Annotated in this window: 25 protein-coding genes; 10 read left to right on the forward strand and 15 right to left on the reverse strand. The window is 36.9% G+C overall.

Features of this window, described 5'->3' with window-relative positions; all coding sequences use genetic code 11:
- Positions 1 to 7 precede the first annotated feature (7 nt).
- Genes F1737_RS02960 through aspS form a run of 3 tightly spaced genes read right to left on the reverse strand, consistent with a single transcriptional unit; the run spans position 8 to position 3,228 of the window.
- Entirely contained in the window at positions 8 to 1,027 is a 1,020-nt protein-coding gene (locus F1737_RS02960) for an acyltransferase family protein (RefSeq protein ID WP_317137295.1), read from the reverse strand.
- A gap of 18 nt (positions 1,028 to 1,045) precedes the next feature.
- The gene (locus tag F1737_RS02965) at positions 1,046 to 1,942 is read right to left on the reverse strand and encodes a methionine synthase (RefSeq protein WP_317137296.1); all 897 of its coding nucleotides are present in this window, start codon (positions 1,940 to 1,942) and stop codon (positions 1,046 to 1,048) included.
- The gene (gene aspS / locus F1737_RS02970) at positions 1,939 to 3,228 is read right to left on the reverse strand and encodes an aspartate--tRNA(Asn) ligase (RefSeq protein WP_317137297.1); all 1,290 of its coding nucleotides are present in this window, start codon (positions 3,226 to 3,228) and stop codon (positions 1,939 to 1,941) included. The genes F1737_RS02965 and aspS overlap by 4 nt, the downstream gene beginning before the upstream one ends.
- Positions 3,229 to 3,460: 232 nt before the next feature.
- On the opposite strand from aspS, the gene F1737_RS02975 reads away from it, so the two are divergent.
- Together F1737_RS02975 and F1737_RS02980 are read left to right on the forward strand one after the other, a co-directional pair.
- A complete protein-coding gene (locus F1737_RS02975; protein ID WP_317137298.1) occupies positions 3,461 to 3,910 on the forward strand; it encodes a universal stress protein in 450 nt (149 codons plus the stop codon).
- Between the two features lie 48 nt (positions 3,911 to 3,958).
- Positions 3,959 to 5,182: a hypothetical protein gene (locus tag F1737_RS02980; protein ID WP_317137299.1), complete on the forward strand. Its 1,224-nt coding sequence runs from the start codon at positions 3,959 to 3,961 to the stop codon at positions 5,180 to 5,182.
- Here F1737_RS02980 and F1737_RS02985 read toward each other — a convergent pair.
- The 3 genes from F1737_RS02985 to cofD form a co-directional block, all read right to left on the reverse strand.
- Positions 5,156 to 6,043, reverse strand: a complete 888-nt coding sequence (locus tag F1737_RS02985) for a 2-phospho-L-lactate transferase CofD family protein (protein ID WP_317137300.1) — start codon at positions 6,041 to 6,043, stop codon at positions 5,156 to 5,158. The two genes, F1737_RS02980 and F1737_RS02985, sit on opposite strands and share 27 nt — an antisense overlap.
- 112 nt (positions 6,044 to 6,155) lie before the next feature.
- A complete protein-coding gene (locus tag F1737_RS02990; protein ID WP_317137301.1) occupies positions 6,156 to 7,100 on the reverse strand; it encodes a DUF7544 domain-containing protein in 945 nt (314 codons plus the stop codon).
- Between the two features lie 40 nt (positions 7,101 to 7,140).
- The gene (cofD, locus tag F1737_RS02995) at positions 7,141 to 8,049 is read right to left on the reverse strand and encodes a 2-phospho-L-lactate transferase (protein ID WP_317137302.1); all 909 of its coding nucleotides are present in this window, start codon (positions 8,047 to 8,049) and stop codon (positions 7,141 to 7,143) included.
- A 268-nt stretch (positions 8,050 to 8,317) separates the two neighbouring features.
- On the opposite strand from cofD, the gene F1737_RS03000 reads away from it, so the two are divergent.
- The 4 genes from F1737_RS03000 (at position 8,318) to F1737_RS03015 (ending at position 12,575) form a co-directional block, all read left to right on the forward strand.
- The gene (locus F1737_RS03000) at positions 8,318 to 9,523 is read left to right on the forward strand and encodes an HD domain-containing protein (RefSeq protein ID WP_317137303.1); all 1,206 of its coding nucleotides are present in this window, start codon (positions 8,318 to 8,320) and stop codon (positions 9,521 to 9,523) included.
- Positions 9,524 to 9,620: 97 nt separating this feature from the next.
- Complete coding sequence (locus F1737_RS03005; protein ID WP_317137304.1) at positions 9,621 to 10,172, forward strand: UbiX family flavin prenyltransferase; 552 nt, start codon at positions 9,621 to 9,623, stop codon at positions 10,170 to 10,172.
- Positions 10,165 to 11,409, forward strand: coding sequence for a UbiD family decarboxylase (locus tag F1737_RS03010; RefSeq protein WP_317137859.1), 1,245 nt, complete (start codon positions 10,165 to 10,167; stop codon positions 11,407 to 11,409). The genes F1737_RS03005 and F1737_RS03010 overlap by 8 nt, the downstream gene beginning before the upstream one ends.
- A gap of 5 nt (positions 11,410 to 11,414) precedes the next feature.
- On the forward strand, positions 11,415 to 12,575 hold the full coding sequence (locus tag F1737_RS03015) for an aconitase X catalytic domain-containing protein (protein ID WP_317137305.1): 1,161 nt from the start codon (positions 11,415 to 11,417) through the stop codon (positions 12,573 to 12,575).
- A 107-nt stretch (positions 12,576 to 12,682) separates the two neighbouring features.
- Here F1737_RS03015 and F1737_RS03020 read toward each other — a convergent pair whose 3' ends face one another.
- Positions 12,683 to 13,591 carry a DUF2156 domain-containing protein gene (locus F1737_RS03020; RefSeq protein WP_317137306.1) on the reverse strand — a complete coding sequence of 303 codons (909 nt, stop codon included), beginning with the start codon at positions 13,589 to 13,591 and terminating at the stop codon, positions 12,683 to 12,685.
- 6 nt (positions 13,592 to 13,597) lie between these two features.
- Entirely contained in the window at positions 13,598 to 14,017 is a 420-nt protein-coding gene (locus F1737_RS03025; protein WP_317137307.1) for a GNAT family N-acetyltransferase, read from the reverse strand.
- A 135-nt stretch (positions 14,018 to 14,152) separates the two neighbouring features.
- On the opposite strand from F1737_RS03025, the gene F1737_RS03030 reads away from it, so the two are divergent.
- Genes F1737_RS03030 through F1737_RS03040 form a run of 3 tightly spaced genes read left to right on the forward strand, consistent with a single transcriptional unit; the run spans position 14,153 to position 15,472 of the window.
- Complete coding sequence (locus F1737_RS03030) at positions 14,153 to 14,620, forward strand: DUF1890 domain-containing protein (protein ID WP_317137308.1); 468 nt, start codon at positions 14,153 to 14,155, stop codon at positions 14,618 to 14,620.
- Positions 14,608 to 14,883 (forward strand): DUF1894 domain-containing protein, encoded by a 276-nt coding sequence (locus F1737_RS03035; protein ID WP_317137309.1) that lies wholly within the window; start codon positions 14,608 to 14,610, stop codon positions 14,881 to 14,883. Before F1737_RS03030 ends, F1737_RS03035 begins: the two co-directional genes overlap by 13 nt.
- 22 nt (positions 14,884 to 14,905) lie before the next feature.
- Positions 14,906 to 15,472 (forward strand): manganese efflux pump MntP, encoded by a 567-nt coding sequence (locus F1737_RS03040; protein ID WP_317137310.1) that lies wholly within the window; start codon positions 14,906 to 14,908, stop codon positions 15,470 to 15,472.
- A 166-nt stretch (positions 15,473 to 15,638) separates the two neighbouring features.
- Here the strand turns inward: F1737_RS03040 and cbiQ are convergent, their stop codons facing one another.
- The 4 genes from cbiQ to cbiM are packed head-to-tail and all read right to left on the reverse strand — an operon-like array spanning position 15,639 to position 18,285.
- A complete protein-coding gene (gene cbiQ, locus F1737_RS03045; RefSeq protein WP_317137311.1) occupies positions 15,639 to 16,454 on the reverse strand; it encodes a cobalt ECF transporter T component CbiQ in 816 nt (271 codons plus the stop codon).
- Positions 16,451 to 17,284, reverse strand: a complete 834-nt coding sequence (locus F1737_RS03050) for an ATP-binding cassette domain-containing protein (RefSeq protein WP_317137312.1) — start codon at positions 17,282 to 17,284, stop codon at positions 16,451 to 16,453. Before F1737_RS03050 ends, cbiQ begins: the two co-directional genes overlap by 4 nt.
- Before the next feature lie 21 nt (positions 17,285 to 17,305).
- The gene (locus tag F1737_RS03055; RefSeq protein WP_317137313.1) at positions 17,306 to 17,644 is read right to left on the reverse strand and encodes a PDGLE domain-containing protein; all 339 of its coding nucleotides are present in this window, start codon (positions 17,642 to 17,644) and stop codon (positions 17,306 to 17,308) included.
- Positions 17,641 to 18,285, reverse strand: a complete 645-nt coding sequence (gene cbiM, locus F1737_RS03060; protein WP_317137314.1) for a cobalt transporter CbiM — start codon at positions 18,283 to 18,285, stop codon at positions 17,641 to 17,643. Before cbiM ends, F1737_RS03055 begins: the two co-directional genes overlap by 4 nt.
- Before the next feature lie 182 nt (positions 18,286 to 18,467).
- On the opposite strand from cbiM, the gene F1737_RS03065 reads away from it, so the two are divergent.
- A complete protein-coding gene (locus tag F1737_RS03065) occupies positions 18,468 to 19,340 on the forward strand; it encodes a DNA-3-methyladenine glycosylase family protein (protein ID WP_317137315.1) in 873 nt (290 codons plus the stop codon).
- Positions 19,341 to 19,443: 103 nt separating this feature from the next.
- Here the strand turns inward: F1737_RS03065 and glmM are convergent, their stop codons facing one another.
- The 3 genes from glmM to F1737_RS03080 form a co-directional block, all read right to left on the reverse strand.
- Positions 19,444 to 20,796 (reverse strand): phosphoglucosamine mutase, encoded by a 1,353-nt coding sequence (glmM, locus tag F1737_RS03070; protein WP_317137316.1) that lies wholly within the window; start codon positions 20,794 to 20,796, stop codon positions 19,444 to 19,446.
- Positions 20,797 to 21,068: 272 nt separating this feature from the next.
- Positions 21,069 to 21,845 carry a molybdopterin-guanine dinucleotide biosynthesis protein MobB gene (locus tag F1737_RS03075; protein WP_317137317.1) on the reverse strand — a complete coding sequence of 259 codons (777 nt, stop codon included), beginning with the start codon at positions 21,843 to 21,845 and terminating at the stop codon, positions 21,069 to 21,071.
- Entirely contained in the window at positions 21,842 to 22,588 is a 747-nt protein-coding gene (locus F1737_RS03080) for a DUF5806 family protein (protein WP_317137318.1), read from the reverse strand. The genes F1737_RS03075 and F1737_RS03080 overlap by 4 nt, the downstream gene beginning before the upstream one ends.
- Positions 22,589 to 23,301: the final 713 nt, after the last annotated feature.

The raw sequence follows: 23,301 nt of genomic DNA on the forward strand, positions 1-23,301 counted from the left end.
AAAAAAATTATATATTTTGTTTTTCTATTGATTTATTCACGAAAAAATCTGTATTTTTTAGTGTTAAAACTCTTTTTTCAACGAGATGCCATGAAAGGATTGAAACAGGTATTATAATAAGAAATGAAAGTCCGATCAATGCACCTATGCCGATTCCCGGGAAAAAGTGAATAATGGTCTGCTGCAGAGGATATCCAAAAATATACATGCCGAATGAAAAATCCCCGAATTTTCCAAAACTGTTGAGTTTCTTTGACGGTATATTTGCGATGTACAAAACGGTATATGGTATTGCAAAGAATGCAAAGAAGAACATAAATATTGTCCCGTATGAGAGAATTGCCGGTATCCATAATGCTGCCAGAATCCACCATTTAAACCCGATTGTTTCTCTTTTTGTGTAGAGATAAGCTCCGATAAGGAAGTAGAGGACGAATCTTATTTTGTTGAGTGCAGGGTTTTCATACCACATAAGCCAGAGGAGCAGAACTGAAAACATGAAGGGGAAAAGACATTTCCTTCTCATCAAAAGTCCCGTAATTCCCAAAAACACTATTAGTATGTAGAGGATGAATTCCACGGGAATTGTCCAGAACGGGGCGTTTACATAAGTTACAGGATTGTCAGTAAAAATTCCCAGTATGGCCCCGTTTGTATAGAAAGGAATTGCTGCCCAAGTTGACGGATTAAAAAGTGATTCAAAGTACTGGTTTATACTCATGTTTGTCACAAGCGGGCCAATTAGAAACATTACAAAAACAATTGATAATATCATTCCCGGAAAAATTCTCAGACTTCTTTTCCAGAAAAATCTTTTCAAATCCGGTTTTCTCTCCCAGCTCTGGGTAATAAGATAACCGCTTATTACAAGTAGTGTTGCAAGTCCCAACTGTCCTATTAAAAGATGCCAGTCAAACAGGAATACATTTGAATAACCAAGAATCAGTGCAAAAGAGTGCGAAAAAATAATTGTTGCCGCTGCAAAAAATCTTAAAATGTCAAAATTGTTTGTAAAACGTTCATCCATTTAAATGACTCACATTTTTTATAATTCAGATCGGACTTTGTCTGTTGCAGATACCATATTTTTTAGTTTGGCAAAAGCAACTTCCCTTGTGTGCATCCTCAGTCCGCAGTCAGGATCGATTAAAAGTTTTTCAGGTCCGAATATATCAACACCTTTTTCGATGCGTTTAACAATTGTTTCCATACTGTCTATTTCAGTATCAGAGGAGTCAACTGCACCAAAACCGATCTGCTTGTCTGCAATTTCTTTTTTAGAGACGGCTTCGAGATTATCTTTGTTGCATGAAAATTCAAAGTCAAGAATGTCTACCGGGAATTTTAACACATCATCAAGTACGTTTTCAATATTTCCACAGATGTGAAGGCATGTCGGGACACGCAGAACTCCGGTAATTGCGTTAACTGCCTCATAAGCTGTATTCATATTGGCAATGCCTGTTGATAATATGGGTTCATCAATCTGGAATATTGTTATTCCTAGTGATTCGAGCTTTGATGCTTCTGATGCAATAACCTGGGCGAGATCAAGTACAAGTTCATCACGGTTTCGATAATTTGGTGTTTCAATTTTAAGAGCATGAGAAATTGTAGATGGTCCTGCAAGCATGGCTTTTACTTTAGGATGTCTGGATAAGGCATATCTGGTGTCATCTGCTGTAATTGCCTTTGGAGATGGCAATACCGGACCTGACACTGTCTGATTTTTAATGCCAGGTATCTGGGATGTAAATGATGTAATCATATCTCCACGGATCTGTCCGCTGGATATAATGTCAATTCCTGCATTGATCTGATCAGAAACAGCTGTTTCGAGAGCTCCTGCAAAAGGGTTTATGATTGATTTTAAACCCTTTCCTCTAACTGCCGGATAACTTCCGACAACGGTTGTCGGAAGAAGTTTTCTAACTATCGTCATGGTGTAACTCTGTGACGGTCACGCGGGAAGAGAACAGCTTCTCTGATGTTTGGAAGGTCGAGCATAGTCATAATTAAACGCTCCATTCCCATTCCCCATCCTGCGTGAGGCGGCATGCCGTATTTAAACGGCTTTAAGTAAAATTCAAAGCTTTCAGGAGATAAACCTTTGCTCTGAATCTGTTCAACAAGGAGATCATGCTGATGAACACGCTGTGCACCGCTTGAAAGTTCCATTCTTGGATGCATCATATCAAATGCCTTGCAGATTTCAGGTTCGTCTTCGTATGGCATTGCGTAATATGGTTTTATTGCCGTTGGCCAGTCGGTGATGAAGTAGTGGACACCCATTTCCTCTCCGATTGCACGCTCTGCAGCGGTTGAGAGGTCATCTCCGTATCCTATGTCTTCTTCAATTCTTGCTGCTGCAATATCTATTGCCTCGGCATATGATATTCTGGGGAATGACTTTTTTGGAATCTCAAAATCAATTCCGAGTGTTGCAATTTCATCACTGCAGTTTTTCTCAACATTTTCATATGCTGCAATTACAACATCTTCCAAAAGATCCATTGCATCATTATGATCTGCAAAAGAGAATTCAACATCAATAGATGTGGCTTCGTTTAAGTGTCTTGTAGTGTTGTGTTCTTCTGCCCTGAATATTGGAGCAATCTCAAACACTTTTTCAAAACCTGCTGCCATCATCATCTGTTTATAGAGCTGTGGACTCTGGTTTAAGAAAGCCTCTTTTTCAAAGTATGCAATAGGGAATAATTCTGTTCCTCCTTCGGTCGCTGCAGCAACAATCTTTGACGTATTGATGTTTATGAAACCGTTGTTGAAGAAATAATCATTAATTCCGTGTGTTACAGCACTTCTTATCTGAAATATTGCCCCTACCTTTGGTCTTCTTGCATCAAGGTAGCGGTTGTCAAGTCTTGTTTCTACTTCAGCAAGAACTTTTTCCGAAACATCAAGCGGAAGGGGTGTTTCTGCTTTGCTGATGATCTCAAAAGAATCCGGAATTAGTTCTCTTCCGCCCGGAGCTTTTTCGGTTGGTTTTACTGTACCGGAGATTTTTACAACAGATTCGCGTGAAACTTCCTTTGCAGCTTCTAAGACTGCTTCAGGTGCTTTTTTCTTAACGACAGTTGCCTGTAAAAATCCTGTTCTGTCTCTTAATATATAAAAAGAGAGTCCGCCAAGGTCACGTACTTCATGTACCCATCCTATGACCTCTGCAGTCTCAGTTTCTGCTGTTACTTCTTTCAGTGAAATTCTCATAAAATATCTGCAATAGTGTGTGTTCTAAACTCTTATTTTTGTTTTGCACTGCATCCGATTAATCATGAAAACAATTTACCAAAAATTGGGTATTCTTAATTTATATTTGATGAATTTTTTTGGAAAATATTTTGATAATCTTTAGTATTTTTTCTTTGGTTTCATCGTAATCATAAAATATAATCCTGATGAATATACTTTTTATATAATATATGCTAGGGATGTATTCGTTATGATAAAGAAAATAATGGTTGCTCTTGATGGCTCTGCACAGTCTGAAAAAGCTTTGCAGGTTGCAGTTCAGGAAACAAAACTCAGGGGAGGAGAGCTTCATGCAGTATATGTGGTACAGCATATAATTACACACCAGATGATGTTTGATTCAGGAACCAAAACTCCCCAGATCGCAGGTTTTGATCTTGCAAATGAAATTCTTGTAAAAGAGGCCGAAAGAGTACTTACTTCTGCTGAGGAGACGGCCCGTGATAGTGAAGTGAATTTTATTGCGCACAGATTGTTTGGAGATCCAAGAGATGAGATCATCTCGTTTGCAGAGGAAAAGGGTATTGATCTTATAATTCTGGGAACCAAGGGCAAAAGCAATCTTGAAAGAATGGTTCTTGGAAGTGTAAGTTCGGCGGTTGTTAAGAACAGCGGAAAAACAACTCTTCTTGTGAGGTAAGACTGACAAACCCTTTATATTTTCAAAAAGAACAATTAAAATTTAATAATGAGCTGCTTAAAACCGGAAACTGTAATAATTTTTTTATCAATATTCTTTGCACTTTTAATTTTGCCATTTGTCGTCTCTGCAGGAGATGGAACACAAATATGGGGTTATGTAAATCCTGAAGGTGATCTTGCACCAGGACAGGAAACCTTTGTTCATTATACTGTGCAGTATGATTTTGATTCTGATGCAGAATCTCTTCAGTTATATACAGATCTTCTAAGTCCAAAATGGCAGTTTGCAACAGTAATTGATGGTGCCAGACAGGAGATGCCAAAAAGATTTGGCAGGTATGAAACAATATCAGGATTTCAGCTTTATTATCCACGTACTTATCAGACACAGGTGGAGGTTAACCTGACCGGAACAGTTCCGGAGGTATCAGGGACTGCAAATTATAGTGTTTTGGAAGTTATTCACTACAATGCAGTGGGAGAGGAGGTCTCAAAAAATAGTGTTGAGAAAATATTTATCAACCCCGGTGATCTTGATATCCTTCAAAACAGGTTAGAAAACGATCTTGAATCTCTAAGGAAAGAAATCGATATTTTGCGTGAAACAGGGGCTGATGTTAAATCTGCCAAAATAAAATATTTGGATGCATTAAATGCAATATCAGCTGCAAAATATTCTGAAACCTCTCAAAAAAGCAGTTATCTTTCTTTGGGGCATGCCCGTATTGATGAAGCAAAAAGTATTTTGGATGTGGAATCTGCAAAAAATTCAATAGATAAAGTGAAAAGAAAGGTAGAATCTGTTGATTCAATGGTTGATTATTTTGAGAACAATAAGGGACTTTTAAAAGATTCACGCGTTTGGGTTATAAAATCATACAATGATAATGCAAGAACTATTCTGGTTCTTGCTGAAGATAAGTTTCTAATAAAGAATTATGATCAGACGAGAATTTACGCAGATCAGGCCGCAAAAAAAGCGGATGAGGCTTATAGTTATGCTATAAGTCTTAATAACAAACTTGGTCTTGACGTCCCAACACCTGATAATTCAAATTTGATACCTGCGGCAACCAAAAATCATGATACTCAAAATCCTTCTAATTCTGTGTCCATAACAAACACGGGGGAATTAGATGATATTGATGAAATCCTCCATTCCGATGTCAATGTGGAAAGTTTCCTGAAGATTCTTGGTAAAACAAAAGATATGATTTTTGATGTTATGGATTTCCTGAATGATTTAATGGCTCTGGCTTCTGATAACTGAAAGAAGATCCCATGCCAGAGATTCTGCCCTGTTTCTGGAGGAAAGGGTTGTATCAAGATAAATAACATCCTTTTCCGTTTTGTCTTCCCTGATGTTTTTCACAGAAATGTCTGAGAAGGAATTGTATTTCTCTGTTATTTTTAGAAGTGACGGGTATTTATCAGTACAAAAATCTTCAGGCAAATCCGGAGGAAATGCGATCGTAAAACTATTCTTTAGTGCTTTAATCATTCCTTCACATGCGAGAATGGGGGATATTGTAGTATTAAATCTGCCGGGTCCTACGATGACAGCATCACTTTGTTTAATAATATCTGATACATCTTTTGTTATTATGGGTTTTTTGAAAAAATCCAGATTAACAGATGCCCTGTTTTCCATGTCCCTGTCTTCTTTAAATCTTTGCCTGAATTCAAGGACATGCATTGTTTCCTCATCAACAGATACATATGATGAATAGCGTGAATTTGAAACAGGCAGGATTTTTGATGTTATTTTTAAATTCTGACAGAGTATTTCACTGGCCTGCGTAAGATTCTTTTTATCCCTTAAGAGATCGCTTATCGCGATATGTAATGATCTTTCCTTATCCCCGACAGGATAGAATTCATCTCTGTGAATTTTGGTCAAAAAGTTTCCTGTTGAATAAGTGTCTCCCTTTATTCCTGACCACTTTGCTGTATTCAGGATGCCTGAAAAAAGAAAGATTAAATCATACAGATCAGGAGATACAAGATTTCCACTCATCCAGATATTGTCTGATGTATTGGCGATAACGGATATTTCATTATCATAATGGATTGTTCTAAAAGCTCTTATTAATTTTAAGGATTCGGGACCGCCGGAGATGAATGTAATCATTTTTGTATAAATATCTGGTTATACAGAGATAAATTCATTTGAAACCGATATTTCGGAATTTGGAAAAGAGGGTGAAATTATGATATGATTGTTTTGGTTTAAAAAATTGTTTTTATTCTATCATTTTATAATTTGGTTCCATTTTCCCAAGAACATCAAGGCTGTAATATTTCAGAAATGTTGCAAAAGGCACACTCATTAATAGTGCGACCGGAATTAAAAGTATTATAAATACAATCAAAAGGAGAACAAATGCAGCCTCACCTGCAGCAAAACCCAAAGCCAAAAGCGCCAGTATGAAGAATGGTATAGCGATAATCAGGGCGGCGATCATTATTGCAATGAACATAAGGAGCATTACAACAATTGAGAGGATAATTTTCATAACCAGATAGACAATCGTCTGCCACCAGTCTTTTTTCATAACACTCCAGCAGTGCTTCCAGCCTTCTATTATCCCGCAGTTTTCCCTGATCATAATAGGAACAACAAAGTCGATTGTGAATAATGTTACAATAAGAACCGGGATTGATAAAAGAAATACCAATAAGAATACCGATATAATCGCTCCCAATATTGCTGTGTTTGGTATATCACCAAAGCCTGAGATTCCTGCAAACATCAGCAGACCGGCTATTATGATTATTGCAACAAAGGCGATTGCAAGCAAAATCTGAAATGCAAAAAGTCTTGCTCCTCTTCCAAGCTCCTGCCTGAAGAATTTTCTTAATGTGAATTCTTCTTTGGAAAGACAATCTACAAATACAAACTGGAATACGCTTGAAAGATAACCAAATATCAGGGCAAGGAAGATTATCAGTGCAGTTATGGCAATAATAATCGGCATTATATTCATTATTTCATTAATGCCTGCACTATCTATGGAACCGTTTCCTGAGGGACTGGTAAACTGGAATGGATTTATTCCGGATATCCCCCCAACAAAAAATGATATTATTGCAATCCTTAACCATATGCTCCAGTTAAATGGCCACAATAATGCTTTTGTTTTTGATATTGCATCATCTATGCTTGAAAATGCAAAGTAATCTGACATCTTAAATAAACTGTGAAGAGGATGGTAATAAATATAGAGGTCAGATCTTTTCCCTGAATACTTTTAGAATATCCTCTGCAAGTCTGCTGCTTACTTCCTCATTTATCATAAGTGTATCAAATTTAATGGCGTTTTTGATTATTTCACTGTCTCTTACGTCCTGAATAAAAAGATCAATGAAATCTTTGTATAATTCAAAAGTTCCTTTTGAAGTGGGAGGTAAATTCCATGCCTCCATAAGTTCTTTTGCAGGTCCGCTTATAGGTTCGTTTCCAATAAAAGGACTTATCGCAATGACATATTTTTCTTTCAGTGCTTCTTTAATTCCTTTGCATTCAAGTATTGGCGATATGCTTGTAACAGGATTTGATGGCCCGATTATTACAAGATCAGCCTCTTTGATTGCTGAGACTGCCTCTTTAGTGGCAACAGGTTCGGTCTTGTAGTATCTTACAATTTCTTTAATTGGAATTTTTCCTCTGTGTTTAACCCAGAATTCCTGAAAGTGAATTAAGCCGGAATTGGTTTTTATGTTTGTTGTTATTTCTGAATCAGCCATAGGGATGATATTGGCTGAAATATTAAGACTCCTGCAGATCTGTTTTGTGGACTTTGTTAGAGAAATACCTGATTTTAACATTCTTCCTCTTGCAATATTTATCGCACGATCGCGATCACCCATTGTCAGATAGGTGTCTTCCCCGATTTCTTTAAGAAAGTCATTTGTTATTGTGGTGTCTCCCTTAATGCCCCACCATGTATCTGTATTCAAAAGTCCTGCAAAAAGATACATAACAGTGTCAATATCAGGTGAAAGGTGACTTCCGTATATCCACATATCCTCTGCAGTGTTTACAATAACGGAAATTTCATCATCCTGAAGATGATTTCTAAAGCCACGGATTAGTTTTGGTGTGCCTGTACCCCCGGAAAGGAAAGTAATCTTCATTATAATTCTGGTTATGAAAGTAATACTTAATATATCCTGCAGAATCAGTGTTTTGTTAAATAATTCCTTTTCTGTAAGAAAAATAATAATATTTTGAAGGGACAGGATTGTCCTTGTTTATTGATGATTATCTAAATATAATTCATAAACTTTTTTTACAGATATTCATGCAATACATTTATCATAATGTATATTTGATTGATAAATGAATTAACTAATGAACATTTTTGTTCATTGGACAAAAATTTAAGGCGGGTCGGCTTTTCAGATGAAAATAATAAAAGATCCTGTTCATGGTTATGTTGAAGTGGATGAAAGAATTCTTCCACTTCTTGATTCAGTACCTGTTCAGAGATTAAGGTATATCAAGCAGCTTGGTTTTTCCCACATGGTATATCCGGGTGCAAACCATACCCGATTTGAGCATTCTCTTGGTACAATGCACCTTGCACGTCTTATGAGTCAGAGTCTGAATCTATCTTCTGAAGATGTAATGCTTGTTACAGTCTCGGCACTTTTGCATGATATAGGACATGGGCCATATTCCCACGCAACAGAAGGGATTATGGAGAAATATACAAAAAGGAGTCATCAGGAAATAAAACACCTGGTTACTGAGGGGCCGGTTGCAGAGGAGCTTTTTAGAATCGGCATCGAACCGGCAGAAATTTGTTCTATGATTGAGGGAGAACACAATCTTGCGGGAATAATTCATGGCGACCTTGATGTTGACAGAATGGACTACCTCCTGCGTGATGCACATTATACGGGAGTTCCATATGGGACAGTAGATGCACATCGCCTGATTAGAAGTTCAATAATTACGGATAAAGGTCTTGTATTAAAAGAGAACGGGATTAATGCCGCGGAGTCACTGCTTATTGCAAGAACACTAATGAGGCCTGCTGTATATTTTCATCATGTAAGCAGAATTGCAGAGGCGATGGTAAAAAAGGCAGCAATAGAACATTTAAAATCAATAGGATTTGAGAATACCGAGTATCTGTTAAATCTTTATGACGGATCCTTTTTTATGGAGATCTCAAATTCCGCTTCTGATGTTTCAAAAAGACTCATGAAATCACTTTATCAACGAAATCTCTATAAAAGAGCGATCTACGTGGGGATGGATCAGGTAAAGTATTCATCCCTTTTAAAAGTGATTTCTCTTAAAGATGAGGACAGCATAGCAGCGGTGGTTTGTGAGGCAACAGGTCTGCCTGATGAAAAGGTGCTTGTAGACATACCCGCTCTGCCATCATCCATGTCAATAGAAGTTCAGGTTAGAAACCATAATGATCTGTTGTCTCTGGAAAGCCTTTCTCCTTTAACAAAAACCCTCAATGAGACAAGAAAGCAACAGTGGCGTCTTGGCATATATACAACTCCCGATAACAGGAGGATTGTTGAGGAAGCGGCATATGAAATATTAAATATAGAAAAACCAACAAAGCAGGACAAACTAATTATATAGACAGCATATTGTTTTCAATTGTGGCAGGAGTTATGAAAAAAGTGTATTATGAATTATTTCTAAAAAATTTGGAATCAAAAGGGGGAACTAAAATCTTATGAAAAAGTATGTCGTGGCAGTAACCGGTGCAAGTGGGATAATTTATGCAAGAAGACTTCTTGAGGTCCTCACAGATAAGGCCGATGTTTCAGTAGTAATTTCAGACATTGCCAAAAAAATAGCTGATTATGAGGAAGTGGATCTTTCCGGGTTTAATGCGGTCTATGTAGATGAAAATGATATGTTTGCGGATATTGCAAGCGGCTCTTTTAAATATGATGGTATGGTTATCATCCCGTGCAGTATGAAGACCCTTGCGGCAATAAGTGCGGGATTTTCTAACAATCTTATTACAAGAGCTGCAGATGTCTGTCTTAAAGAAGGGAGAAAATGTATCCTGATGCCAAGAGAGATGCCGTTTTCAAGAATACATCTGAAAAATATGCTGAATCTGACAGAGTCCGGTGCGACAATAATGGTTATGAGTCCGGGATTTTACAATAAGCCAAAAACAATAGATGATCTTGTCGACATGGTTGTTGCAAGAGCCCTTGATCATCTGGGAGTTGAACACAATATAGGTAAACGATGGAGTGGATATGATGCGTGATTTTATAGAAAAAATGAGAGAAGAGGGTTTGGTTGTTGACATAGAAGATGAGGTTTCGTCCATTTTTGAAGCTCCAAAAATTGCTTCTAAGACGGATAAACTTGTATTTTTCCATAAACTCGACCGTAAACACAGGGCTGTTATGAATGTTACTGCAAGCAGGAAAGCTCTTTCACTTGCTCTTGGTTACTCTGAAGATCAAACTGTTCAGAATCTTTCAAAGGCTGAATACAATGGAAATCTAAAATCTGCCGGAAAACTTCAGATGCACCATCCTGATTTGTATTCCCTTCCTATAATGAAACATTTCCCAAAGGATGCAGGCAAATATCTTACGTCTGCCATAGTATTTTCTGAATATAAGGGTATAACTAACGCCTCTATTCACAGGATGCTTGTTCTTGATGACAAAAGGCTTGCCGCAAGACTTGTTGAAGGGCGTCATACACATAATCTTTTAAAAGCGGCACTTGCAGACGGTGAAAAACTTCCTGTTGCAATAATAATCGGTGCACATCCTGCTGTAACTTTTGCATCATGCACCCGTGTTCCTGAAGAAAAGGAACTACCTTTTGCAGCAGAACTTCTGGGTGGCGAGATTGATGTCTACGAATGTCCTAACGGAGTAAAAGTTCCTGATGCGGAAATTGTACTTGAGGGGTATATAACAGCTGAATTGGTTGATGAAGCACCATTTGTGGATATCACAGGTACTTATGACCCTGTAAGGCTTGGACCTGTTATAGAAATTACCGGTATGCATATCAAAAATGATCCGATTTATCATGGTATTCTTCCGGGTGGAAATGAGCATAAGCTCTTAATGGGAATGCCTTATGAACCAAAAATTTACCGTACTGTTTCAGGAGTTACAACAGTTCGCAATGTTTCACTTACAACAGGCGGATGTGGTTATCTTCACGGTGTTGTCCAGATTCGTAAAAACACAGAAGGAGATGCTAAAAATGCCATAATGGCAGCTTTTGCGGCCCATACCTCTTTAAAGCATGTTGTTATTGTTGATGAGGATATTGATCTTTTCAATATGGAGGATGTTGAATATGCAATTGCAACCCGTGTAAGAGGGGATAAAGATATAATGGTAATTGAAGGAGTAAGAGGCTCTTCACTTGATCCCTGCCGCATTGGTGACGGTTTAAATGTTAAGGTCGGTGTTGATGCGACAATGGTAATGGGAAAAGAAGATGAATTTATTAGAGCTACATGGGATGACTGATATTTATGTATCTTGACAAAGAAGACGAACTGATTTTAGCGGGTGAATACGGTGAAACACGCCAGAAAATGATGGAAATTCTGGTTGCACTGGGTAAGGTTTTCGGTGCTGAGGATCTTGTACCTATCTCAAGTGCCCAGATAAGTGGCGCATCTTACAAAACAATAGGAAAATGGGGGCTTGAATGGCTTAACAATCTTGATGCACATGTTGCTGTTCCGTCTGTACTAAACCCTATCGGCATGCCGCGGGAAAATTGGGAAGAAATAGGCATTTCAAAAGAATTTGCAGACAATCAAAAAGAAGTGATAAATGCGTACAGGAGACTTGGAATAAAATTAGAGTGCACCTGTACGCCATATTATCTAAATATTACAAATTATGGTGATCATCTTGCCTGGTCTGAGTCTTCTGCCGTATCCTATGCAAATTCCGTTTTGGGAGCAAGAACCAACAGGGAAGGCGGCCCATCTGCCCTTGCAGCGGCAATGATTGGAAAGACTCCTAATTATGGCCTGCATCTTTTTAAGAACAGGATGCCGGGAATTTCAATAGAGGTTGAAAAAGGCGAAGGTGTTCATGCAAATCATTACGGAGCTATCGGTTACCTTACCGGAAAACTTGTAGGTAACAAAATACCCCTCTTTAAGGACATAAGACCGTCAAGGGATCAGCTAAAGGCCCTTGGAGCTGCAATGGCGGCATCCGGGGCAGTTGCCCTTTATCATGTCAAAGGAATAACTCCTGAAACAAAGCTTCCTACTTTTTCACAGGATCCTTCCGAAGTAATTACGATTGAACAGTCTGAAATAGATGCACTTTTCTCTGATATTGATGTTGATGCTGTTGCTGTCGGATGCCCGCATTGTTCACCTGATGAACTTGCCAAACTAGCAATGCTGCTTGATGGTGAGAAGGTAAAAAGACCTTTTTATATTTTTGTTGCAAAGGGTGTGAAAGATGCAAACCTTCAATATGTTTCAAAGATCGAAAAAAGTGGTGCAAGGGTAATTGAGGATACCTGCATTGTAGTTTCTCCTGCGATGGATAAATTTGAAACAGTGATGGTGGATTCAGGAAAAGCATATTCATATGTTCCAAACATGTGCGGCTGTAATGTTAGAATCGGCACAACTGAGGAATGTGTCCGTGTTGCAATAAGCTAAAAAATATTAATAATTTATATTTTTTAAGAAAGAATCCTGGCAATATCAGGATCTTAAAAATAAAAGATGCTTTTTTGAATTATATGATATAAATGTTAATTCTTATATTACAGATCATCGGGGATATCTTCAGCCCTGATAAAGTAAACTTTTGCAAAGTGATCAGGGTTGTATCTCATCTTTGCAATTCTAAGGCCGCCTACACCAAGATCGGATTCGCGATTAATATATTCATATTTTCCGTACAGGAATTTTGCAGTTTCATTGTTTACTGCTTTATAGTTCCCTTCACAGTCGGGTAGTCCCTTTTCGTAATGAATAACAACTGTTGTAGGGTTTAATTCCTCAAAAATTGAAATTGCCGAAATATTTCCTTTAACTCTTAGTGCAATTCCTGATAGTTTAAGCTCTTTGAAATGCTTTACTGCGTAAACAGTTGCATTTTTTTCATAGTTTAAGATTGGATTTTTTTTGCATTCCTTCCATTTACACCATGCTATCAAAAATTCGTTGACTTCAAGCAGGTTATCCTGTGATATTTGTTCAACAGAAAAGTCGCATTCTCTTTTGAATTTATTTAGGTGCTTTCTTATTGAAAGAAAATGTTTTCCGGGGAGATCTTTTAGAATTTCAGTTTTATATACATAATCATAATAATCCCTGTCCGGGTTTATTTTAATATCCGGGATTATTTTTTCAATTCTTTTCTTTGTATATTCATCAAATATCTGGTAAGCAAGATGAGAACCGTATTTTTTTGAAAGCCTCAGCGTGTCTTTTAGCAGTTCATCATCATAATCCCCAAAAGGTCCTCTGAATGAAATTTCTCCTTCTATTGTGCTTGAAATGATTACTGCATCATTTATATGAAGATACTTGTATGTGGCATAGTCATTCCAGCAGATCATATTTGTAAAAGAATTGTCACTGTGCTGACGTGGATATTTTGTATAAAAATTTTTAAAAAAGTCGTAATCACTGATCTCTACCAGTTTGAAGTCATTGATGTCAAGCATATTTTCTCATTTCCCGTAAAGCATTGGAATATGATCTTTCATTACAGAAAAACCTTCAGATTTGTAAAATTTTTCGGTATCCGGTTCTGCAATGAGTCCAATCCATGTTAGGCCTCTCTTTTTGCATTCTTCAGTAAGTGAATTCAGAATTTTTTTACCAATGCCTTTTCCACGAAAATCCCTGTGCACCACAAGGTCCTGAATATATCCGTCCGAAACACTGTCTGAGATTACTCTTCCCATTCCTATTGCCTTTCTTTTATCTTTTAATACTGCAACTGCAAAGATGAAACTTCCACTTATAAGAGGTTTAATTCCTTCACTGTCCCATTCATCTTCCCACCAGTTTCCATGCCGGTAAAGTTCCACAATATCCTCTGCCGGCCATTCGCTGACAAACAATATTTCAATTGAATCATTACTCATTTGAATCAGATTTTTTTTATTTTCAGGATTTTCCTTCAACTTAAAATAATAAATAGTAATCGGAAAACCGTTAATTTTTTGGCATATTATGGAAGGTTAGATATGGTATAAAATCAATTTAAAAACCGGGATAGTATGGGAAAACTGGATAATATCGAATCTGCAGTTCTTGTAATGGGATGCCCCCAGGTACCTGTACAGACAACAGCAGTATTATACATAGCTTACAAATTAAAGCAAAAAGGAATCAGTGTTAATATTGCAGGTACGCCTGCTGCAAGAATGCTGATAAAGTATGCTGATCCTGAATCTCATTATTTTGATGCAATTAAGGATCTCGATAAAACGATAGGGGATATTGTAGAAAAACGTGAAAAATATCCTTTGTGCTTTGTTTTCATTCATAATGATGCAGGTGTATCTTACGCCACAACAATGGATTCTGTAATGGATTCAGATGTTTACCCTGTAATTTTCGGGAGTAATGCAGAAGAATTGTCAGATGAAATAAAATTTGAGTGTGAAAAAATTGTGGCTGTTGCAGCACATAATCCAAAACCGCTTATAAATTCTATTGACGGGGTGATGAAATGGGATGCTTAGACAAATTGCCTTATGAAATTTTACTTCGTAATTCAAGTTTTTCGGAGTGCAGGGAATATATAAAAAAGAACTTCAAAGAAATTTATGAAGTAAAACCAGGTTATAAAATATTTGACGTGTATATTATTGGTGTCCCGCCGATAACAATTGGTGTTGATGGAAATGATCTTGTTTTCCCATATACAAAACCGTGTCATGGTACATTTCTTGTGAAAGTGGCAAGTGATGAAGAAGCCGCAAGGTTAAGAAAAAACAAAAAATAATCTTTTTTTAAGGATATTAATAATGAGTTTTTTTTCTGTACTTGCAATTGCTATTGGTCTTTCAATGGATTCTTTTGCTGTTTCTGTCTCCGCAGGAACTGCAAAAACACTAAACAAATCTGAAAAATTTAAGAATTCACTGAAGCTTGGAACTACATTCGGATTTTTTCAGGCATTTATGCCAGTTATCGGGTGGATTACAGGTGTACAGTTTCAGTCTTTTGTAATTTCCTATGCCCACTGGATAGCATTTATATTATTATCAGCGATTGGTTGCAAGATGATATTTGAAGCATTATCTGATAATGGTGAGGATTCAGGAATTACTGGTACAATATCATTAAATATGCTGATACTTCTTGGAATTGCAACAAGCATTGATGCTCTTGCAGTTGGTTTTTCCTTTGCATTTTTAAACGAGGCGATATTAATACCAGCTATTATTATTGGCATAGTCACATTTTCAATGTCTTTTGCCGGAGTTTACCTGGGAGAAAAATTTGGTGAAATAATGGGTGAGAGGGCTGAAATTATTGGAGGGATTATCCTTATTGTCATTGGTGTAAAAATCCTGCTTGAAAATTTGTAGATTCCCCTGGTATTAAGTGACAATATAGAATAACTCACTCATCATTAAGATTTTTAAAAATACTGTCATTATTTTTAATATAAATTTTCTTAATAACGGTTAAATCCCCCTGATAAATCGCACCGGATTTTAAATTTTAATTTTAAAAAATATTGTGGTAATGATTTTAAAGTATAAAATAGGCGTAAACCGGTATTGCAATTATGTACACCATTGCTGTTGCAAGGAAGAGCAAATCATTTCTTTTCAGGCTCTTTTTGCTTACGTTAAGAAATGAATCTTTGCTGTATCCTCTGCAAAGCATACTAATGTAGGTTCTCTCTCCCTGTTCATATGATCTGATAAAAAGTGTTCCAATTGCAAATGAAAGTATTCTAAGCCTGTATTTGTGTGGAAGTCTCCTGTCAAATGCATTGAAGCATCTTGTCTCAAACACATTATTTACCTTGCCAAATATTTCTGCAAAAACAAAGAGATAACGAATCATAAGTCCTATGATCAGTGCAAATTCAGAAGGGAGTCCAAGTCTTCTTGAACCTTTGAGCATATCCTGCATTGTTGTGGTCGAAGAAAGCAGGATGATAAAAGAAATACACACAATGAATTTAACCAGCAGTATAGCTGCAAATTCCATTGATTCTGCATATATATGGATACCCAGTGGCAGATCAACAACCGGCGTAAAAACATCATAGTGCCTGTTTTCAAAGAATATCTGAAATAATATTATAAATATTCCAAAAGGAAGAATCAGAAATACTCTTTTTAGGTATGTCATAAAAGAGAGGCCTGATAATATCCATGCTATAATAAAAAATGCAAAAAACAGTCCGCCAGGGATCCATACGTCCCATGTGTAAGGATATGCCACCATTGCTATGATTGCAGCAAAAGAAACAATTATTTTTACCCTTGAATCAAGATCATGGATTATACTTTTTTCAAGAGCCAGTCTTTCAATTGAGTAGAGTTCTTCAATCATTTTAATTTTCCAAAAGCTTTCAGGAACGATTTTTCTGCATCGTCATACTTATAGGCCATTTCTATGTCAACATTCTGGTCTTTAAGTTTTTTTATTAATTTAGGAATTGGAGGGACATCAAGACGAAGATCTGATAAAAGCTGTTGCTGGTCAAAAATATCTTCAACAGTACCTTTTGCTACAATCTGACCGCCGTCCATAACATAGACATAATCCGCGATTTCGGATACAAGGTCAACATGGTGTGTTGAAAAAATAACTGTCATACCGTAATCTTCAGGAAGACGGTTTACAAAATTTGTAAGATCCAGTACACCTTTTGGATCAAGTCCTGCGGTTGGTTCATCAAGAACGAGAACCTGTGGTTCCATTGCAAGAACACCTGCAATAGCTACCCTTTTTTTCTCACCTCCGCTTAAATGGTGTGGAGGTCTGTCTTTTAAATGTTCGACATCCAGTATTTTTAGTACTTCACTAACTCTGTGTTCTATTGTGTGCTCATCCAGACCAAGATTTGTAGGGCCGAATGCCACATCCTGTTCAACCGTAGGGGAAAATACCTGGTCATCGGAGTTTTGGAATACTATTCCTACTGATTTTCTGACCTCTTTTATATTTGACTTTGTTATCGGCTCTCCGTGTATTAGTACATCTCCCGATGTTGGTTTTAAAATTCCATTAAAATGTTTGAAAAGAGTACTTTTTCCCGCCCCGTTTGCACCGATGATTGCAATTCGCTGTTTTCTTCCGGCGATAAAGTCTACACCTTTTAGTGCATCAATTGTTTTATTATATGTGTGAGTAAGGTTTCTTGTTTCAATTAGGTGCATGATGTAAAAAAGTTAGGTTTTTTAAGATTTTGATGGTTTTGATGTGATCGCCCAGGTAACACCGCCAATCAGAGCGAATGTAACAAAAATACCCACTATCAGTGAAAAGATTTCCCCGCCTTTTCCTGCGCCTTCCATTGAGTAATCAGGCAGTGGTGCCTCATATTCAAATGTACCTTCTCCTATTGCTTCAGCATCGCCGTCTTCAGGTGAAAGGCCTGTAAGTGTTTTTTCTCCCTGGACAACAAGGGCTGTGCTTTCCAGACCGTCAGGATCCCCTGATGCCATGAATACTGCGACTACCCCGATTACAATTGCCAGAATAATTCCTGCAGCTATGAATGTTTTATTGTCAATCATGCAGTTATACCTCCTGATGTCTCAGTTTCGATTAGATCAGGTCTTGCTGTTGCTATCAGGTAAATACCTCCCGCTGTGAGTATACCTTCTATGATTCCAATTATTGCATGATAGAGTCCCATTGCAATAAGTCCTTCTACAAGTGGGAAAGTTCCTGCAACAAACATTTCAATTGCACATGCAAGTGCCGGTATCAGACATGCAAGCCATGCTGCAATTCCTGCCGATGCATATGTGTTTCCAATGACTTTTTTGACTCCGGTGAAGGTGTAATAACCGACAAAACCTCCGATTACACCCATATTAATGATGTTGGCTCCCATTGTTGTAATGCCTCCGTCACCGAATATGACTCCCTGAATGATCAGAACTATGGATAATACGAAAACTGCGGCATAAGGTGATCCGAGGACTATCGCTGCAAGAGCTCCACCTACAAGATGTCCTGAAGTGCCCATTCCGACTGGCAGGTTGAATGCCTGAATTGCAAAAATTCCGGCTGCAAGAACAGCTATCAATGGTATTTTTTCTTCGCTTAATTCATTTCTGGCCCATTTAAGGGCAAGTGCAATAAAAACAATTGCTATTAACCAGTAAACCGCTGCCTGTGGAAGCGGTATGAAAGCATCAGGTATATGCATAATTTATCAACAAATCAAGTGTGACATTATTGAATATAAGTATTACTAAATTTGATCGAGATGTAGAATTGACAGAATACTTTTGTAAAGTGTAAATTTGAGTATGAATAGTGAGGTTTCAGTTTATTATTTATGGATTTATTGATCAACATTTTATTCTTATACGGTCTAAAGATCAGTTAATGGCAAAGCATACCACAATAGAACTTAATGATGATCAGCCATTCAATCTGGACTTAACACTTTCATGTGGACAGGCTCCAAGGTGGTATAAAGGAAATGGCTGGTGGTATGGCATTGTACGTGATTCTGTTTTGAAAATAAAGCAGGATGAAAACAAAATCCTGTTTATAGGCTCAGATGAAGAATTTATAAGAGATTATTTTTGCCTGGACTTTGATCTGGATCCGGTCTATTCAAAACTTAAGCAGGATCCTTATGCGAAAGATGCCTGTGACTTTGGAAAGGGTCTCAGGCTTGTGAATCAGGATCCATGGGAGTGTATGATATTCCAGATGACTGTAAACAGGATCCGGACAAAAAGCAGGTGTGACAGAATTACAAGAATTTCCGATAAAATTGGAAAAAAAATCATTTTTGAAGGAAAAGAATATAGTATTTTTCCCAGACCAAAAGAAATCACTGATGCCGGTCTTTCTGCTTTAAAATCCTGTAACATTGGTTATTTTGCTGACAATATTCTATTTGCAGCAGAGAAAGTGGGTGATAATCCAGACTGGGAAGAAAAAATAAAAAAGATGTCTTATCAAAATGCTGTTTTTTATCTTACTTCATTTAAAGGCATTAAATACAGGGTGGCGGAATGGATTCTTTTATTTTCTTTTCAGAAATATGAGGCTTTCCCTGTAGATGCGCATATCCGTGAAATTTTTATCAAAAATTATCTTAAAGGCCATTATTTTGGGAAACTAAATGATGAAAAGGTTGACGATGCGATAAGGGATATTGCCCGAGTAAATTTCGGGCAGTATGCCGGATATGCTCTTGAGTATCTTTTTAATTATGAAATAATCCAAAATTCCGGTAATCGTTGAAAATTTATAGATTTCAGATGATAGCTTAAAAGGAATATACAAATCTGAAAGGAAAGATTAACTCTTATTTTTTATAAACAAAATTTTTTATGGCTTTTAAAAATTATTGAATTGATTTAAAAATAATTGCTTTGAATTCTTCCGCTTCATCTTTTGTTTTTGCTTCAACAAAGAGTCTCATGAATGGTTCTGTCCCTGAAGGCCGTAAAAGTGCCCATGAGTCCTTTCTGTTTATTCTGATGCCGTCAGTCAAATCAAGTTTTTCTGTAGTAAATGCATTTGAAACCAGCTCAGTAACCTTATCAGGATTTTCTGTAAAAATTTTGTCTCTTAACATATGGCGTGGAGGCAGCTCTTTTCTAAGTTCTGATAGCTTTTTTCCCTCTTTTGATAATAATGCCACCATTGCCGCTGCTGACATCCCTCCGTCACGACAGTGCTGATGCCTGGGGAAAATCAGACCTCCGTTACCTTCCCCTCCGAATAAAACATTTTCTCCGTTACCTGAAAGTTCAAGCATTTTTCTGGCAACGTAGATACTTCCAACTTTAGTATAAACTATCCGGCAGTTTGTAGATTCTGCGATAGTCTCCACAATTTTTGATGTGCTGACAGGAGTTACTATGACTCCTTCTGAATCATTGCTGCAAAGATATTTTTGCATTAATGCGAATTCCTCGTTTTCTTCGAGATATTCTCCTGTGTCATCAACAAATACGGCTCTGTCAGCATCGCCGTCATGAGCGACACCAAAAGCAGCGCCTGTTGATATTACAAGTTCGGATAATCCTTTCAGGCCTTCGGGAGATGGTTCCGGAAGTCTTCCTGGGAAAGTGCCGTCGGGCCGTCCGTTTATGGTATGAACTCTGCATCCCAGTTTTGTAAGTATTGGTGGGGTGGTGAGGCATGCAGGTCCTGATCCCGGATCTACAGCTATTGTAATATCATGGTTTATTTTAGGAAATGAATTTGCTACTGCTTCTATGTACTCGTTAATCATTTCAGGGATGCATTCTTCGTTTCCGGCTTCTTCCCATGATTTAATATCGAATTTTTCTGAGAAAAGAACAGTTTCAAGTTTTATTGTTTCCTCATCATCCATCTCCGTTCCATCAGAGTCGATCACTTTAACACCATTATATTCCGGAGGGTTATGAGAGGCTGTGATCATTGCACCTGCATCAAAATGATTTTTTACTATATACTGAAGTGCAGGGGTTGGAAGGATGCCGAGGTCAACAACATCACATCCTGTTGCAAGGATTCCTGCTTTGACAGCGCTTTTAAGTGAAGGCCCTGATGTACGTGTGTCCATTCCAACTGCAATTTTACCTTTTCTGATTGTTCCTAAGGCGAGCCCGATATTCATTACAAGCTGCGGGGTCATATCTTTTCCAATTACTCCCCTGACACCGTTAGTTCCGAAAAGTTGTTTTTTCAATATTTTTTCAGACATGTATAGATCTTCTCTTGATCATTGTTTGGTTTAATTGGAGAAATATTTTGTTTGTTTTTGTTCATTTACCCAAAATGTTGTAACTAACTTATAGCATCCTCTGCTTTAAGGGGCTGATTTTTGCATATTAAAAATATGAAATTATCAATTATCCATAATTGAGATCTAAAAAGTATGAATGGTAAATTATTGTCCTGCAGAAGTTAACAATTAAAAAATACTTTATGATTAGGTTTTTATTTTAAAAATTATTGAGACATCAGGTTTTATTTTTAGACAAGTTCTTTTCCGGCATCATGAAGTTTTTCTTTTAAAATATCAATTGCATTCATCATTGCAGTAAATGCTTCCTGCCTGTGTGATGCAATTACGGCTATATATGTAACATCTTCTCCTGCGTACAATCTTCCTTTGTTATGATGGAACCTGACACCTAAAATTCCGGGGACTTTCTCCATATCAATTTTTAGTTCATTTACAAGATTGTCAATTTTCTCGTAATCATAAAAGTCCATATATTCGGTTTTTTCATCACCGGTGATTTCACGTACAATTCCGTTGAATGATAGTATGGCCCCGGCTTTTGAAATGTCAGTGTTGTTTTTCAGATTTTTTATTATCCCCTGCATGGTGAAATAATCATCAAAATTATCAAGGGAATTAATGACTGTATTAACATCCGGGTCACGAAGGATGCAGTTTTCTGCCTCAAGATCTCCTTTGATAATTTTCTTAAATCCTTCTGTTTTAAATCCTTCAATGATTGTATATTCCATTCCGGAGTCTGAGAGGAAGTCCAGCATGTCTGATAATTTTCCGTTACGTATAGCAACCATTGCTTTTTCTGCATCAATCCCGGCAACATATGCTGCTCCGTGTTCATAATGTGTGGATGTATCTTTATCGGAAACCTGATCATAAATGTGGTGACCGAGATGTTTTATTACTCCAACTTTTCCCGGAAACATTACCGTCATTTTGTCAAGAAGCTGGTGTATGAACAGGGTTTTTCCGGAATTTGAGGTTCCTGCAACGTGTATTATTTTCATATTATTGTCTCCTGGTTTTGGATTTCATCTTCACTTTTGTCATTTTTTGTATTTCTGAGCATTGAGGCTGCTTCTGCAACACTTCGCATAATTTCAGTAATTCTGTCTTCGATGTCTATTTCATCGTCGATATCAACTGATGTACCTTCGACTTCCAGAAGAAATCTGGCAATTTCACTTGATTCAAAAAGAATGTCGTCCAGTTCATCGGCAGTGAAGAAACCACATAGTGCTCCGTAAAAAAAAGAAGCCCCTGATTTTTTTACTTTTTTCTTGAATGAGCTTCTTGCCTGATTAACGGCCTGTGGCGTGTAAGTATCTGTCATGAAAGGAACTAAATCCGGCAGGTTTTCTCCGATGAATGTCATTTCAGATCCGCTTCTCGTGGTAAAGTCGGCACAGAGCCGTGCAATTGCCCATTCTCTTGCTGTTATGTAGGTGTGTTTTCTTAAAAATTTGTTAACCCTTTCGTATGCAGCGCCGTCGACTTTTTTGAATTTCTTGTATTTATTTATCCTTTCTTTTTCTTCTTTTGTGAGAAGTCTTGGCTGTGGTGCTACGATGTGGGTTTGTCCCTCTTCTTTAATTATTGGAGTATTTGGTGATGCTGAAGATTCATTTGGATTGTCGCTTTTAGTTTTATTTTCAGAATCATTGTTTTCCTGTTGTATGGGAAGATCTGTGTCTTTAATTTCTAAATTCTGATCCTGATATTCTTCAGTTTCTTCATTTGGTTCATCCATGTATTGTTTAATCCTCCGTTTTTTGTCAATTAAAAATTTGTGTTAAATAAATCATCAATATTTTTTAATATGGTAGATTGGGCGAATTAGTGATATTTTCCATTAATCAATTCCGTTATTTTTGATTTATAATCATAAGGAACCATTTCAGATTATACTTGAAAACCTCTTATCTAACATATAGCATCATATAGTTTATAGAATTTATGAAATGAGTTACTGACATCTGATAATTTGTCCAATCCGAAAAATAATATAGGAAATATTCCCGATTCATTCAAATTTAAGAAAATTTACTGGTTGTTCTGCTTGAAACTTGGAGAAAAATATTGGCGCAATTTTTTTTGTATGGATTTAGATAAACTGATTGTTAGGGATTTTATTTTTCATATTTGCATGAGAGATTTATTGAAAAATTAACTCTGTGGGAGAATTTCAAAGAATTAAAAATAGAAAACCGGATAATTATTTAACTATTCAATCTAATCCGTAAAATCGTATTATTGTCGATTAAGTTCTGATAAAAGTATTATATAAATTCTTTAACCAAATAATTCAAAAGATAAATTGGCGGAATTCAGATTAAATTTTATCAAAAGAAGATTGTTAATCTTTTAAAAATATAATGGGATATCTTTTGATCTTTTGAAAAATATCCTGGAAGTGTTGTAATATTTATCTATATTAAATTCTTAAATTTTTTCAACTGAAAC

This window comes from Methanoplanus sp. FWC-SCC4, from assembly GCF_032878975.1.
Taxonomy (GTDB): domain Archaea; phylum Halobacteriota; class Methanomicrobia; order Methanomicrobiales; family Methanomicrobiaceae; genus Methanochimaera; species Methanochimaera problematica.

What these genes read in the sequence shown, in the direction of transcription:
- F1737_RS02960 (WP_317137295.1), bottom strand. Translation starts at nt 1,027, where the DNA reads ATGGATGAACGTTTTACAAACAATTTTGACATTTTAAGATTTTTTGCA.
- F1737_RS02965 (WP_317137296.1), bottom strand. Translation starts at nt 1,942, where the DNA reads ATGACGATAGTTAGAAAACTTCTTCCGACAACCGTTGTCGGAAGTTAT.
- aspS (WP_317137297.1), bottom strand. Translation starts at nt 3,228, where the DNA reads ATGAGAATTTCACTGAAAGAAGTAACAGCAGAAACTGAGACTGCAGAG.
- F1737_RS02975 (WP_317137298.1), top strand. Translation starts at nt 3,461, where the DNA reads ATGATAAAGAAAATAATGGTTGCTCTTGATGGCTCTGCACAGTCTGAA.
- F1737_RS02980 (WP_317137299.1), top strand. Translation starts at nt 3,959, where the DNA reads ATGAGCTGCTTAAAACCGGAAACTGTAATAATTTTTTTATCAATATTC.
- F1737_RS02985 (WP_317137300.1), bottom strand. Translation starts at nt 6,043, where the DNA reads ATGATTACATTCATCTCCGGCGGTCCCGAATCCTTAAAATTAATAAGA.
- F1737_RS02990 (WP_317137301.1), bottom strand. Translation starts at nt 7,100, where the DNA reads ATGTCAGATTACTTTGCATTTTCAAGCATAGATGATGCAATATCAAAA.
- cofD (WP_317137302.1), bottom strand. Translation starts at nt 8,049, where the DNA reads ATGAAGATTACTTTCCTTTCCGGGGGTACAGGCACACCAAAACTAATC.
- F1737_RS03000 (WP_317137303.1), top strand. Translation starts at nt 8,318, where the DNA reads ATGAAAATAATAAAAGATCCTGTTCATGGTTATGTTGAAGTGGATGAA.
- F1737_RS03005 (WP_317137304.1), top strand. Translation starts at nt 9,621, where the DNA reads ATGAAAAAGTATGTCGTGGCAGTAACCGGTGCAAGTGGGATAATTTAT.
- F1737_RS03010 (WP_317137859.1), top strand. Translation starts at nt 10,165, where the DNA reads ATGCGTGATTTTATAGAAAAAATGAGAGAAGAGGGTTTGGTTGTTGAC.
- F1737_RS03015 (WP_317137305.1), top strand. Translation starts at nt 11,415, where the DNA reads ATGTATCTTGACAAAGAAGACGAACTGATTTTAGCGGGTGAATACGGT.
- F1737_RS03020 (WP_317137306.1), bottom strand. Translation starts at nt 13,591, where the DNA reads ATGCTTGACATCAATGACTTCAAACTGGTAGAGATCAGTGATTACGAC.
- F1737_RS03025 (WP_317137307.1), bottom strand. Translation starts at nt 14,017, where the DNA reads ATGAGTAATGATTCAATTGAAATATTGTTTGTCAGCGAATGGCCGGCA.
- F1737_RS03030 (WP_317137308.1), top strand. Translation starts at nt 14,153, where the DNA reads ATGGGAAAACTGGATAATATCGAATCTGCAGTTCTTGTAATGGGATGC.
- F1737_RS03035 (WP_317137309.1), top strand. Translation starts at nt 14,608, where the DNA reads ATGGGATGCTTAGACAAATTGCCTTATGAAATTTTACTTCGTAATTCA.
- F1737_RS03040 (WP_317137310.1), top strand. Translation starts at nt 14,906, where the DNA reads ATGAGTTTTTTTTCTGTACTTGCAATTGCTATTGGTCTTTCAATGGAT.
- cbiQ (WP_317137311.1), bottom strand. Translation starts at nt 16,454, where the DNA reads ATGATTGAAGAACTCTACTCAATTGAAAGACTGGCTCTTGAAAAAAGT.
- F1737_RS03050 (WP_317137312.1), bottom strand. Translation starts at nt 17,284, where the DNA reads ATGCACCTAATTGAAACAAGAAACCTTACTCACACATATAATAAAACA.
- F1737_RS03055 (WP_317137313.1), bottom strand. Translation starts at nt 17,644, where the DNA reads ATGATTGACAATAAAACATTCATAGCTGCAGGAATTATTCTGGCAATT.
- cbiM (WP_317137314.1), bottom strand. Translation starts at nt 18,285, where the DNA reads ATGCATATACCTGATGCTTTCATACCGCTTCCACAGGCAGCGGTTTAC.
- F1737_RS03065 (WP_317137315.1), top strand. Translation starts at nt 18,468, where the DNA reads ATGGCAAAGCATACCACAATAGAACTTAATGATGATCAGCCATTCAAT.
- glmM (WP_317137316.1), bottom strand. Translation starts at nt 20,796, where the DNA reads ATGTCTGAAAAAATATTGAAAAAACAACTTTTCGGAACTAACGGTGTC.
- F1737_RS03075 (WP_317137317.1), bottom strand. Translation starts at nt 21,845, where the DNA reads ATGAAAATAATACACGTTGCAGGAACCTCAAATTCCGGAAAAACCCTG.
- F1737_RS03080 (WP_317137318.1), bottom strand. Translation starts at nt 22,588, where the DNA reads ATGGATGAACCAAATGAAGAAACTGAAGAATATCAGGATCAGAATTTA.